Origin of the sequence: Armatimonas sp. (assembly GCF_031410135.1) — a bacterium.
Taxonomy (GTDB): domain Bacteria; phylum Armatimonadota; class Armatimonadia; order Armatimonadales; family Armatimonadaceae; genus Armatimonas.
On record NZ_JANNYP010000020.1, the window covers coordinates 1 to 11,927 of the forward strand.

Sequence of the window (11,927 nt, forward strand, 5' to 3'; positions counted from 1 at the left end):
TCTGGGTGCGCCTGATCTCCGATGCGCGCTTGCTTGATATCGCGGAGAAGTTTATCGGTCCCCATATCGCGCTCTTTGCCAGCCACTACTTCGCCAAGCCGCCCCACGATGGCCTGCCCGTTCTGTGGCACCAAGACGGCAGCTACTGGCCGCTTGATCCCTGTGAAGTCGTCACGCTCTGGCTGGCCGTGGACGACTCCACGCCCGAAAACGGCTGTCTGCGGGTGATTCCGGGCTCGCACAAACTCGAATTTCAGGCGCACGCCAAAGACACGAGCGTCGAGAACGTGCTCTCCTCGGGGATTGCGGGGGTGGACGAGAGTGCGGCTGTAGACGTGATCCTAAAAGCGGGGGATGTCTCGGTGCACCACCCGAATCTGATCCACGGCAGCAACGCCAACACAAGCGACAAGCGCCGCTGTGGCCTGACGATTCGCTACATCCCGACCAGCACACGCATCACTAAGCCGATTGGTGCACCGTTTTTTCTCCGTGGCGAGGCCGTCCCCGGTATCAACGCGTACCTGGAACGGCCCGAATATCGCGACGGGGAACACTTCCCGTTTCGCCATTGACCGCCGATTGCCGCCCCATGAAATGAGGCGTCTGAGTAGCCTACGGCTGCAAAGCCCGTGCCGGGCTACAAAACTGCCCCCCTTCGCGACGCCGGCGGGGGTGGCCGAGTTCTACGAGGCCGGGGGAGGCCAGCCCGGCACGGGCTTTGCGGCGGAGGCACGACGCCATTGCAGCCGCCCCATTCTATGGGGCGGCGACCGTGCGTTTAGAGATAAGGGGTGAGGTTAGCCTTGGCGCGGATCAGGCCGAGCTTGTCACCCTCGACACTGCCGTTGTAGCGGAAGTCCTCTAGCTCAATGGCGATCGTATCGTCGAAGCCGTGGCGTTGTAGCTCGCCGAGAACCCAGGCCCAGTTGACAACCCCCTCGCCAGGGATGCAGTAGCGCCAGTCGCCGCCGCCGCAGTGCACGGGGCGGTCGAGGCTGGGGCCGAGGTTGCCGTAGAGATAGGCTCCGTCACCGTCGAGCTGCGTGTCTTTGCCGTGGGCATGGATCGCGCGGCCTCCGAACTCGCGTAGAAACCGCTGGTAGTCCACGCCGATACGGACTAAGTGGCTGGGGTCGTAGTTGATGCCAAACTCCTCGCCGGGCACCACCGCGAACATCGCACGGAGCGTCTCGGGGGTGACGCCTAGGGCATTGTTATTGGCCCCCGGCCAGCCTTCGACCGCGATCCGCACGCCCACACGCGCCGCGACTTTGGCGACTTCGGGGAAGCTCTTGCTCCAGTTCTCTAGGCTCACGCGGCGGCTCTGGGTGCTGTCGGGCGGGTTGAAGGTCGTAAATGCCTTCGTGAAGCCCTGCGCTGCCATCGCCTCCAGAGATGCCGTACATGTCTCAATGCCTTTTTTCTGGACGGCTTCGTCGGGGGAGAGCAGGTCGCGTGTCCCGCCGAGATCACATGTCCCCAGCCCCAAGCCGTTTGCTTTTAGCGCTGCGACATTCTCGGGGTTGGGTGAACCTAGATCAATCGAGCCAAAGCCACTCTCAGCGGCCCAGGCCGCCATCTCTGCAAAAGGGATGCGTCCTAGCGCCCCCGGAATCCGAAATCCTACTGAGATCATTGTGTTTTTTTCCTAGCTAAGAGGCAGACCGGCGCGGGCGCGCAGGTCGTTAGTCATACCTAAGGCGTTGCTTGCCGCCCGGCGTTGTTTACGAAAGAGCGCCACCACATCAGTGCGTGCCTCTTTGGACTGCTGCACACTGGCACGCCATGCCGCTTCTTGCTCACGCTTGACAGCATTCTTGCTCGCCAAAGTGTCACGCTGCTGCTTCAGCTTTGCAAGCTCTACTGCCGAAACACCACTTGCTGTTTGTGCTTCAGGCGTGGAGAGTGCCCCCAGAAAACGATCTAGTTCGACCAGTAAGTTATCATCATCGGCGGGGATAGGATCACGTGCCATACTTAGCCTCCATATTGCTGCCCTAAAGGGTAGGTTTGCTAGCAAGTCAGGGCACCCTTGCCAGCACTTATAGTATACCTTGCCAGCAAATAAAAGAGAAAATGGAGCGGATGTTTGCCACATTGCTGGTAAAATGTGAGAGCCGGGACACTGCGACTAACAGTAGCCCCGGCTAGAAAGGAGGGACATATGATACCTATGTTCATCCTTGGGGTGATCTTCAGTGTCATTGCCAAGTATACCTTGGCTCTGAAGCTGATGAAGTAACCCTTAAGCCCCGCCCGGTGATTCACAGTCGCCGGGCGGGGTTTCTCACATCTGCTTGTATTATACGGCAATTTTTCGCTAAAGATCACTCATAAAATCAAACACAATATCGGAGCAACCGGGTAGCCCCTCGTGCCCAAAATCGGGGTAGATGACGAGGTTTTTCTTGCTCGTGATCTTGTTGTAGGCGGCAAACTGGGTGCTGGGCGGGCAGATAGTGTCCATTAAGCCGACGGGCATGAGGACTTCTGCTTTGATGCGCGGCGCGAGGTGCTGGTTGTCAATGTAGCCTAGTCTCTCCCACCACAAATCTTCTTGTTCGTGGCGCGGGTCGAAGTTGCGGAAGAACGTCGCGAGCTCTTCGTAGGCACCTTTAGCCAAGTCCATCTCCCAGACACGCTTGTAGTCGCAGAGAAACGGGAACGTGGGGGCTGCTTTTTTGAGAGCTGGGGTGAGCGCGGCGCACGCTAGTGTCAGACCCCCGCCCTGCGAGTTCCCCAGCGCCCCGACACGGCTGTCATCTACTTCGTTGAAGCCCATCACGATGCGGGCTAGCAGCGCGGTGTCTAAGTACACATTGCGGTAGTAGAGCTTTTCGGGGCTATCGGCCAGCCCTCGGATAATATGCCCCCGGAGCGTGTTGCCCTTGACGCCGCCCACATCCTCGGACTTTCCGCCCTGGCCCCGGCAGTCCATCGAGGCGATGGAGTAGCCCTGCGCCACATAGGGCAGCTTGCCGATCCAGTCGCTGGAGTGGCCGGAGTAGCCATGGAACTCGACAATGGCGGGGTGGGGCGTGGGACTTTTCTTAGGCCGCAGGTACTTGGCGTAGATTCGCGCACCGCCGACTCCCGTGAACCAGAGATCGAAGCACTCGGCGTGGTGCGTTTTTAGGGGATGGGGGATCAGCTCGACTTTTGGATCATGGGCATCGAACTCGGCGAGTGCGGCATCCCAGTACGTATCAAAATCAACGGGGCGCGGATTGCGCCCCGTGTACTCATAGAGCCGCTCCAGCGGCATGTCTACCTGTGGCATAGTGACGATTCTTTCGCCACCGGGAGGGCAAACTCCTCTACAAACACTCCAGTGGAATGCGCGGCGCAGGAGCAACCACACGCTGTGTTGCTGGACGAGCGGTGCGATAAGTCTCCAACACACTATTGTACCGAGCGCCGTTGTCGCGAGTGAGGGACGGCATGGTGGTGTACGATGAGAAGCTGGAGCGGCTACTGCTGCGGCCTTTGTAGCGCTTCCCCACCTTCACGACGGGCTTGCCATCGGCGCTACCCTCCGTCGACCAGCCCAAATCGATACTCCCACAGATCATGGCCAGCGCGGTCGCGAGAGGGACATTAGAGAACGTGAACGACTTGGGGTCGCTAGGCAGGTCATCGGCAAGGGCGTAGCTCAGATCAGCCTGCTGGAGAATATCTTTCAAGCACTCCCGTACATCCGTGCTTTTCTTATCTAGTGAGACCCGCTTACTCGGGAGCGAGGTGGTGCGGGTGAAGAGATTGCCCACGATGGGAAGCTCGGGCATGGTAGGTAGAACCACTCGTCCGGTACCCCCAAAGAGAGATGGGCCTGGGTACTTTTTGCCAAAGTAGATCTTGACTTTGTCGCCCTTTTTCTCCGCCTTCCAGCCACATCTCAAGAGACCTGCTGCATTGTCGAGGGCATTGCCTACCGAGACTCCCGTCATGGTCATGCTGACTTTACTCTCGTTCTTCAGGTCTTTATCGAGCTCATAGTCAAGTCCCGCTTTCTCACAGATTGCTTTCACAACATCCAGAGCGGTTCCCTCCTGGACTTTAATATCAATTTTCTTGTCAGGGAGGTCTTTGTAGCGCTCCGCGTTGCCTGTGATAAAGACATTGGTGGTGCGCCCACTCCCGCCTCCAACTGCCTGGCCAAAGGGGAACGAGCCAGGACCCGAAAACGAACCAGAGCCAGAAAACGGGCTGATGACAGCATCTGCGACGCGATTCTTGAGCTCAATAGTCGTTTTACCATCTTCGGAGAGAACAAATGCCTGTGAGGCGTAGAGCCGGGAAACCGCGGCGAGGGCATCTCTGACATTCACACCATCGAGTTTTAGGCTGAGCTTGTTCTTTTTGTCAGGCTCTAGCTGATCGTCAATTTTTGCCACTTTGACATCAGCCGCCTCCAGTATCTTCTTGATGGCATCGGCCAGTGTGGCATTTTTAATGTCCACATTGATAGTCTTGCTAAACCAATCCGGGCTACTGGAGGCAACCCCTGTGAGGCCAGTGACACTCCGACCTGTTCCTGAGGCACGGGGCTGCTGAGCGGGACGCTGCAAGTCTTGTGCAAATGTGGTTGACGTGAGCGCTACGGTGAGCGCAAGGGTAAGTAAAGATTTCATGGATTAATTCTCCTGTTGAGATTCGGATGGTGATTCTGAGTAAATGACATCGGGATCGTCGAGAGCGACGTTCACCGGGGTGTACTTGGTGCTCTCCCCATCGGAGGAGGGCTCGGCGTAGTAGGCGGGAGTGTAGACGGGAGCATCCACCGCCACGCGGCTTCCGACAATGACGGAGTCAGAGACCGTGTCAAGTGCCACAGGGAAACGCTGCGTCAAAGGCGAGGGACGCCGTGATGTTTTTCGCTGTGGCTTCTCCTGCTCCTGCTTTCGCTTTACTTCAACCTGCCTTTGCTCCGATCGCTTTGGCAGATCTTTGTTTTGCCGATCCACGGGCTTCTTTGGAGGAAGCACTCTCTTGATCGGCTCTGCTGTCGGAGTTGGCACGGGACTGGTATCGCCCACGACGACTTGTGCTCCAACAGGCTCCGTGAGCTTTTGCCCAACTCGACCCACCATAAAGAAGCATGCTACTCCGGCCAGCGCGGTGGCAAAGAGGGCGCTTCGTGGTCGCATGATTCCCATCGGGCGGAGGGGGGGACGGCGTGCGGCTTTTAGGGCATGGCGCTCTAAGCCCACGGGCATCTCCGTATTAGGCCGCCACTCGGCAGCGTCTTTGAGTAAGTCTTCGATCTCCATAGGTTCTCCTCTCATGCCCCCTCTCCCGTGTGGCACGGGCGAGGGGGACATCCCTCAATCTCCGGCTCGCCCAGCTCTCGAAGAGCTCCGGAAAGCCGCTTGAGTCCCACCTTGACCCGGCTGCGAATCGTGCTCTCTGGCACGTTTTCCAGCCGTGCTACCTCGGCGATACTAAATTCCTCGAAGTAGATCAGGTGGATTGGTGTTCTCTCTTTCTCCCCTAACTTGGCGACGGCAGCGCGTACTTTTCTCTGCGTCTCCGCCCGCTCGCTCTGCTCATGAAGCGGCGCGGAGCCATCGGGCTCCTCCGGGCGGTCGTCTTTCCAAAAGTGCACCCGGCGCATCCAGGCGGATTTTTGATGGTCGTGGGCGGTGTTGAGCGCAATTCGTGTCAGCCACGAACCCAGCGATGCCTCACCACGATAGCCTCCGATTGCCTGCCACGCCTTGAGAACTGTCTCCTGCGCGAGGTCTTCCGCATCCGCCTTGCGCTTGGCGACGCTGGAAACCGTTCGCCAGATTCGTCCCCGGTGCACCTCACAGAGCTGAGTGAAAGCATCTGTATCGCCGGTTTTCGCTCTTTCTAACAGCTCAATCTCGCTCATCATACACATAGACGACCTCTCTACGAAAAACCGCGAACTTCTGTCGCCAATTGGGGTATATTTTTCCAGAAGGAAACAAACACTATGTCCATTGAACTACCCGCTTTGCCCTACGCCTATGATGCGCTCGCTCCCGTGATCTCTCAGGAGACGATGGAGTTTCACCACGACAAGCACCACGCTGCCTATGTCACGAACCTCAATGCCGCCATTAAAGACACCGAGGTCGCGGACTGGAGCGCCGAGTCGCTGATCTCAAATCTCTCCGCCGTTCCCGATGCAATCCGGGGCGCGGTTCGCAACAATGCCGGTGGCCACGTCAACCACTCTCTCTTCTGGGAGCTCATGACTCCCGGTGGCGCGTCTGCTCCGACCGGCGAGCTAGCAACTGCCATCACCGCCGCGTTTGGCTCGTTTGACGCGCTCAAAGAGGCCGTTGCCAAGGCCGGCGCAACCCGATTTGGCTCCGGCTGGGCCTGGATCGTCACCGACGGCGCGGGCGCGCTCTCCGTGGTCTCCACAGCCAACCAGGACACCCCGCTCATGGGCAGCGCCGTCGCAGGCTGCACCGGCACCCCGATCCTGGGCATTGATGTCTGGGAGCACGCCTACTACATTGACTACCGCAACGCCCGCCCCAAGTACCTAGAGGCGATCTGGGCCGTGATCAACTGGGACAAAGTCGCCGATCTCTACGCCGCCCGGTAATCCCGCCACCCCCGGCCCCTCCTCCCACGCTTGGGAGGAGGGGAGAGAGGGGGGGGCCTAGGTAAGAAATTATGCAAGAGAGAGAAAACCTAGCGCGGCTAAGCCCTGTCGAAGCGCGGTTCGCAACGATGTCTCGTTTGGTAAGTCCGGCGGAGCGCAAGATCCTTACCACTGTCTGGACCGCAACCCTGGATACTCTTCTTCAATATGTTACTGGTCCCGACCCCCGCTTGGCGACTGCTGCGATAGGCGAGATCAAGAACCGCAGCAAGTCTGCGACGACAGATTTTGACAACACGCGAGTCAATGCGACTCTTGCTGAGTGCCTTGCTCCGAAAACGAACGTCCAGGTCCGCAACGGTGCTGCGCTTACCCTGGGTGAGCGCAACGACCGACGATCCATTCCCGTCTTGCGCTCCCTCCTCACGCCGACAGAAAAGAACAAGCTCTCCGAGGGGGCCGTTCCTCTGCGTGCCGCTTTCTTCCTCGCCCGCTTTCAAGATACCGTCAGCTACCCCGAGATTCGTAAGCTAGACTCACAGATAGACGACGCGACAAAACGTCACTTTGCCGATCTATTGGGCATGATGGGCGACTCAAAATCCGTGTCTATTCTGCGTGAGCTTCTGGAAAATCCCTACCATGGCACTCGTAGTCATGCTGCCCTTTCACTGGGCCGCGTGAAAGATCGCTCGTCCGTTCCTGCGCTTATTCGCGCACTCACGGACGGTTATGCTACTGTTCGCCGTGACGCGGCTTGGGCACTCGCCGCCATTGGCGGGACGAAAGCACTTCCTGCTCTTCGGAAAGCAATCACGGCTGAGAATAGCAAGACCGTTCCCGCTCATGGCTTCCGAGGCGCTCAAGAGATGGCCCGAGAAGCCGTTGCGGCTTTGGAACACGGGAAGTCCTTAGAGATCGCCCGTGACTGGCGCGGTGACCCGCTCGGCACTCGCCGTTTTTGACCGAAGAACCTCGGCAAGACTCCAGGCTTGCCAGGGGCAGCCGTTGGGGCGGTGGGGCGCTGCGCCATCGAAGATCTCGGCGATTCCTCCGAGGCCGTAGTCTTCTGTTTGGTGGCGTTCTAGCTCGGCCAGAAACGGCGATACATCGGCACTGGCTCCGTGGACTTTTTTGTAGAGGTCGCAGAAGCTCCCGATCAGCCATGGCCAGACCGTTCCTTGATGATACGCGGAGTCACGCTGATGCGGCCCGCCTTCGTAACGTGGGCAGAAGCGTGAGTCGGCAGGGGAGAGTGTGCGCAGGCCATAGGGCGTGAGCAAGTGCTGCGTCGCGACGGCGAGAACTGCCGTGTTCACCGTCTCGCCTAAGTCCAGAAGTGCCGCTGCGATCACCTGGTTGGGCCGAATCGCTCCGTCTGGCGTGCCGTCGGGGAAAAGACAGTCATAAAGCCCGAGGCCATCGGGGCGCACGAATTTTTCTAAAAACGCTGCCGTGGCTTTCTCCACCAGTTCGCTCTTTCCCGCCACTTTGAGTGCCTTGATCCAGAGTGCCTGCACCTCCACGGGCCGGTCGTAGCGCGGCGTGATCGCCACCCCATCCACTTTCGCGTCCATCCACGTCAGGTTCATGTGGTCGTCGCCGCACCGCAAGAGCCCGTCGGAGTCGCAGTAGATCCCGTCGCCCACCGTGCCCTCAAGGTGCGCCGTGACTATCGTCTCCACGGCCAACGAAAGCTCCTCGGTCAGCTCGCACAGCCCGATACAGTGCAGAAACCACAGCGTCCCATCTACGTTGTTGTAGGCAGGCGCATCGTTGTTGTCCGGAAAGCGATTCGGAATTCGCCCATTACGCACCCACGGCACAAAGTCTCGGATAATCTGCTTGGCGATCTCATCGCGCCCCGTTGTCAGACACAGCCCCGGCAGCGCGATAAACGTATCGCGGCCCCAATCTGTAAACCACGGATAGCCTGCAAGAATCGTCGTACGGCCATCGGGAGCGGCGACGATATAGGGTGTTTCTGGGGAGTATTTGATGCCCCGCAGGTTTCCCATTGTGGAATACCAATCCTCTGAGCGTTCCGGGTAAAGCGTGGCGACGAAACCTACGGTAGCGAAGTTGAGAACCTGCACTTCGGCGATAGCAGGGCAGTAGAGACTCTCGGTTGCAGGAAAGCCACGTTCGGCTTCCCGCTGTTGAAAGAGTTGGTCATTCCACCAGCCCACACTCTGCCAAACCGCTTTGGTGCGTTTATCGGTATTGCCGTACGACAAGTCGGCCAAAGCTTCAAGCTGAAGGGAGAGCGTAGGAGCATCGGGAGTTGCCTGGAAAAACCACCCATGATGATCAGGGCCTTGCGATGTCGGGAAGCCATCCCAGCGGTGCATGTGCTGGTGGTAGTCTTTCCAGCAGACCAATGGAGCCACCCGTAGTGTCGCACCTTGTGGGCAGTCCGTGAGATGGTAAGTGATAATCAGCGTGTCTTCACCGGGAACAAGCCCGACGTATTTACGGAGTCGTGCACCTGTGGGAAACTCAAAATGATAGTGGCGTACCGTGCCGAGATACGTATAATTTGCCAAGTGCTCCCAGCCAATGGGGTGAATCGTGCCGTCTTCGTAGACATGCGTGGCGAGGGGATACTCGACACCGTCGATAATCACGGTTTCATCGAGGCTGCCGAGTAGCGACATTCGGCGACCCGATGGTGGATCAAGCGCGACGGTGAGCAGGCTGTGATAGCGGCGGGTGGCGCACCCGGCGAGCGTCCCGGAGGCGAATCCGCCGATTCCGTTGGTGAGGAGCCACTCTTTGGAGGCGAGTTCTTCGAAGGTCATAACAATTTTCCCCTCCTCCCCCAGCCCCTCCTCCCAATCCTGTGGAGGCAGGTTGGGAAGAGGGAAGTTGCGAGGGATTTGCGGGCTCCCCTCCAGTCCCTTCCTCCCAGTTTTGGGAGGAGGGGCTGGGGGAGGAGGGCTACAGCTTTACTTCCAGCGTGGCGGTAACGCCGACGCCGGGGACGCGCTTTAGAGTTTCGAGGCTCCGGACGGCGCGATCCGAGACGGGGATGAGGCCACGCACACGAACGGTGGGCTGGATAATGCGTTTCTCACCTTCCATCTGCGCGACGGCACGAACCGTGTCCACGAGGCGGCGGGGGCCATTGATCTGCGCGGCTCCAGCGTAAGTGCCATTGCCGACGGTTAAGATTGGGACGACTTTGGTCACGGCTTCGTCACCGATGTCTTTGGTGCGTGTGACTTCGTTGACAAACTTGTTGATATCGGGGCCAAAGCGATCCACGGCAAACAAAATTGCAGCAGCCTTGATGGTCTTATCAAGCTGTGCACGGACGGGGGGAGCTTGCCCTAGGACAATGCCAAGGGCAACAAAAGCAAGGGCGCGGGAAGATTTCATCTCTAAAACTTTCTGCTAGCGGCTTGAAGGTGCTGCACGAGGAGCCCGGTATGACGAGTAGTCAATCACTTCGACTTTGACTTTGCCATCCGGAAGCTGCACTCTCCGGTAGCTGGTCACCGACGAGCCTCCTGAGGAGTTGTAGCGACGTGAGCCTGCGTAGAATGAGAGGACTTTACGTTCCGAAGGCTTGGTGCCATAAATTCGGTAGGTGAGCGAGTCCCCATTGGCCTTACCCCCAATAAAGATGGGGCCGTCGGTTGAGTTCTGGAACTTAAAGTCTACGGCCCCATAGGCCACAGCTGCATCGCAGCCCACACTGACATAGCGAACGGGCATGGAGTGATTAGAGCGCTTGACGATCTTCAGGTCCGCGCGGATCGCGGCATTGTAGAGCGTGGTAGAGGTCTGGCACACCCCGCCCCCGTATCCATCCACCACGAGGCCATCCTGGTACTGATGGGCCATCTTCCAGCCAAACTCGCTTTCACGGGGCCCGACGATGTCATTGTAGGAAAAGACTTCACCGGGAGCCAGAAGCGTCCCGTTGATCTTGGACGTTGCAAGCCCCACATTGGTCTTGCGAGCGCGTGGCGAGCCGCCATAGTCCGTGGTGTAGGAGCCCAGCAGAGTGCCCATCTTCCCGAGATCCTCGGCCGTAACTTTAGGGAGCTCTTCTTTAACAGAAATGGTCACCGTTTTGCCGCCAATTAGCGATCCCATGCCGCCGTTGAGAAGCGCCGCTTTGGTTGCTTCCACATCAAGCTCAATGCCCTTTTCCTCTTTCTTCGCTAAGGAAAGCCCCCCCCCGGACTCCATTTTGGCACGAGCGTTCTGAGCAGGCTTACGAACCGCTTTGGCAACACGTCCCAGATAGGTATCCAGCTTGGCCGGATCCAGCTTGAACTCGGGGTTCAAGGTCACATTGCGCTCGCGCTTTCCATGGTAGAGGCGCTCAAAAAAGTTATCCTCTTTGCCCAGCTGCCACGCCGCATTTACCGCAGGCTCCAGATCAAAGCGCCCACCAAGCTCCCCGAGTGTGATAGCCCACTTCTTCTCCGACTTAGGTGCCGTGAGAACCACCGCTTTTGCCAGATGCTCCTTGGCCCACCCACGCGCCTTTTCTTGTGCTACTTCCCGTGAGAGCCCACTGACATCGGCGTTCCCAATGCGGACACCAGGCGCGATACTATCCGTACTGGGGAGCGTCCGTGAGTAACTGACAACCGATCCCACTCCCACTGCACCGAGCGCAACGAGCGCGGTGGAGAGACCAAGGACAAAGCCGCGTGAGCGACGTGGTGGCTCTGCGGTAAATTCGGAAAATTCGTTGCTGGTTTCTGAGCTTGTCATAGGAGTAATTCGTTGCAGTTAGAGATTATAGAGGAGGGGGAGTTTCATGCTCTTTTTGCCCCTCAATGGCTGAGATACGTTGTCGGAGTAATTGTACCTCCTCACGCAAAAGACGCAATGCCTCAGCGGCAGGATCGGGAGCGTTGAGGGCGGCGTCCATGACGGGAGCGTGAGTGGACGGATTGTCCTGCCCAACAATGCGTGCCGGAATTCCGACAGCGGTGGAGTCGGGAGGGACATCTCGGATAACGACGGCATTAGCCCCAATTCGCGCACGGGCTCCAATCGTGATATCGCCCAATACCTTTGCTCCCATACCAATCAAAACGCCATTTTCAATCGTGGGGTGACGCTTGGTTTTTTCAAGGCTCGTTCCTCCAAGAGTGACATTGTGATACATCAGCACATCATCGCCGATTATCGCCGTCTCCCCGATCACGACTCCCATGCCGTGGTCAATAAAAAAACGTCGCCCGATCGTTGCCCCCGGATGGATCTCCACGCCCGTCACAAACCGCGACCACTGTGAGACCCAGCGAGCCGCCGTTTTGAGGTTGTGTATCCAGAGCCGATGTGCTAAGCGGTGGTAGAGAACCGCCCAGAGTCC

General features: G+C 58.4%; 13 protein-coding genes. 3 read left to right on the forward strand and 10 right to left on the reverse strand.

Features of this window, described 5'->3' with window-relative positions; genetic code table 11:
* A partial coding sequence (locus RMO15_RS00725; protein ID WP_309706925.1) for a phytanoyl-CoA dioxygenase family protein occupies positions 1 to 575 on the forward strand: 575 nt, incomplete at its 5' end.
* A gap of 206 nt (positions 576 to 781) precedes the next feature.
* Here RMO15_RS00725 and RMO15_RS00730 read toward each other — a convergent pair.
* From RMO15_RS00730 to RMO15_RS00755, 6 genes are all read right to left on the reverse strand, one after another.
* Entirely contained in the window at positions 782 to 1,639 is an 858-nt protein-coding gene (locus RMO15_RS00730; RefSeq protein WP_309706926.1) for a sugar phosphate isomerase/epimerase, read from the reverse strand.
* Between the two features lie 12 nt (positions 1,640 to 1,651).
* Positions 1,652 to 1,978, reverse strand: a complete 327-nt coding sequence (locus tag RMO15_RS00735; RefSeq protein ID WP_309706927.1) for a hypothetical protein — start codon at positions 1,976 to 1,978, stop codon at positions 1,652 to 1,654.
* 345 nt (positions 1,979 to 2,323) lie between these two features.
* Complete coding sequence (locus RMO15_RS00740; protein WP_309706928.1) at positions 2,324 to 3,283, reverse strand: acetylxylan esterase; 960 nt, start codon at positions 3,281 to 3,283, stop codon at positions 2,324 to 2,326.
* Between the two features lie 37 nt (positions 3,284 to 3,320).
* The gene (locus tag RMO15_RS00745; protein WP_309706930.1) at positions 3,321 to 4,634 is read right to left on the reverse strand and encodes a hypothetical protein; all 1,314 of its coding nucleotides are present in this window, start codon (positions 4,632 to 4,634) and stop codon (positions 3,321 to 3,323) included.
* A 3-nt stretch (positions 4,635 to 4,637) separates the two neighbouring features.
* Positions 4,638 to 5,288, reverse strand: coding sequence for a hypothetical protein (locus RMO15_RS00750; protein ID WP_309706932.1), 651 nt, complete (start codon positions 5,286 to 5,288; stop codon positions 4,638 to 4,640).
* Positions 5,285 to 5,881 (reverse strand): RNA polymerase sigma factor, encoded by a 597-nt coding sequence (locus tag RMO15_RS00755; RefSeq protein ID WP_309706934.1) that lies wholly within the window; start codon positions 5,879 to 5,881, stop codon positions 5,285 to 5,287. The genes RMO15_RS00750 and RMO15_RS00755 overlap by 4 nt, the downstream gene beginning before the upstream one ends.
* Before the next feature lie 81 nt (positions 5,882 to 5,962).
* Here RMO15_RS00755 and RMO15_RS00760 point away from each other — a divergent pair, with 81 nt between their 5' ends.
* The gene (locus RMO15_RS00760) at positions 5,963 to 6,586 is read left to right on the forward strand and encodes a superoxide dismutase (RefSeq protein WP_309706935.1); all 624 of its coding nucleotides are present in this window, start codon (positions 5,963 to 5,965) and stop codon (positions 6,584 to 6,586) included.
* Positions 6,587 to 6,657: 71 nt separating this feature from the next.
* Entirely contained in the window at positions 6,658 to 7,551 is an 894-nt protein-coding gene (locus tag RMO15_RS00765) for a HEAT repeat domain-containing protein (RefSeq protein WP_309706937.1), read from the forward strand.
* On the opposite strand, the gene RMO15_RS00770 is transcribed toward RMO15_RS00765, so the two are convergent.
* From RMO15_RS00770 to epsC, 4 genes are all read right to left on the reverse strand, one after another.
* Positions 7,498 to 9,387 carry an amylo-alpha-1,6-glucosidase gene (locus tag RMO15_RS00770; RefSeq protein ID WP_309706938.1) on the reverse strand — a complete coding sequence of 630 codons (1,890 nt, stop codon included), beginning with the start codon at positions 9,385 to 9,387 and terminating at the stop codon, positions 7,498 to 7,500. The two genes, RMO15_RS00765 and RMO15_RS00770, sit on opposite strands and share 54 nt — an antisense overlap.
* A 139-nt stretch (positions 9,388 to 9,526) precedes the next feature.
* Positions 9,527 to 9,967: a hypothetical protein gene (locus RMO15_RS00775; RefSeq protein WP_309706940.1), complete on the reverse strand. Its 441-nt coding sequence runs from the start codon at positions 9,965 to 9,967 to the stop codon at positions 9,527 to 9,529.
* Positions 9,968 to 9,982: 15 nt separating this feature from the next.
* On the reverse strand, positions 9,983 to 11,320 hold the full coding sequence (locus RMO15_RS00780) for a VanW family protein (protein WP_309706942.1): 1,338 nt from the start codon (positions 11,318 to 11,320) through the stop codon (positions 9,983 to 9,985).
* A gap of 25 nt (positions 11,321 to 11,345) precedes the next feature.
* Positions 11,346 to 11,927: serine O-acetyltransferase EpsC (gene epsC, locus RMO15_RS00785; protein ID WP_309706944.1), on the reverse strand; the 582-nt coding region annotated here is incomplete at its 5' end.

Coding starts and splice junctions, on each gene's coding strand:
- RMO15_RS00730 (WP_309706926.1), bottom strand. CDS start 1,639: ATGATCTCAGTAGGATTTCGGATTCCGGGGGCGCTAGGACGCATCCCT.
- RMO15_RS00735 (WP_309706927.1), bottom strand. CDS start 1,978: ATGGCACGTGATCCTATCCCCGCCGATGATGATAACTTACTGGTCGAA.
- RMO15_RS00740 (WP_309706928.1), bottom strand. CDS start 3,283: ATGCCACAGGTAGACATGCCGCTGGAGCGGCTCTATGAGTACACGGGG.
- RMO15_RS00745 (WP_309706930.1), bottom strand. CDS start 4,634: ATGAAATCTTTACTTACCCTTGCGCTCACCGTAGCGCTCACGTCAACC.
- RMO15_RS00750 (WP_309706932.1), bottom strand. CDS start 5,288: ATGAGAGGAGAACCTATGGAGATCGAAGACTTACTCAAAGACGCTGCC.
- RMO15_RS00755 (WP_309706934.1), bottom strand. CDS start 5,881: ATGATGAGCGAGATTGAGCTGTTAGAAAGAGCGAAAACCGGCGATACA.
- RMO15_RS00760 (WP_309706935.1), top strand. CDS start 5,963: ATGTCCATTGAACTACCCGCTTTGCCCTACGCCTATGATGCGCTCGCT.
- RMO15_RS00765 (WP_309706937.1), top strand. CDS start 6,658: ATGCAAGAGAGAGAAAACCTAGCGCGGCTAAGCCCTGTCGAAGCGCGG.
- RMO15_RS00770 (WP_309706938.1), bottom strand. CDS start 9,387: ATGACCTTCGAAGAACTCGCCTCCAAAGAGTGGCTCCTCACCAACGGA.
- RMO15_RS00775 (WP_309706940.1), bottom strand. CDS start 9,967: ATGAAATCTTCCCGCGCCCTTGCTTTTGTTGCCCTTGGCATTGTCCTA.
- RMO15_RS00780 (WP_309706942.1), bottom strand. CDS start 11,320: ATGACAAGCTCAGAAACCAGCAACGAATTTTCCGAATTTACCGCAGAG.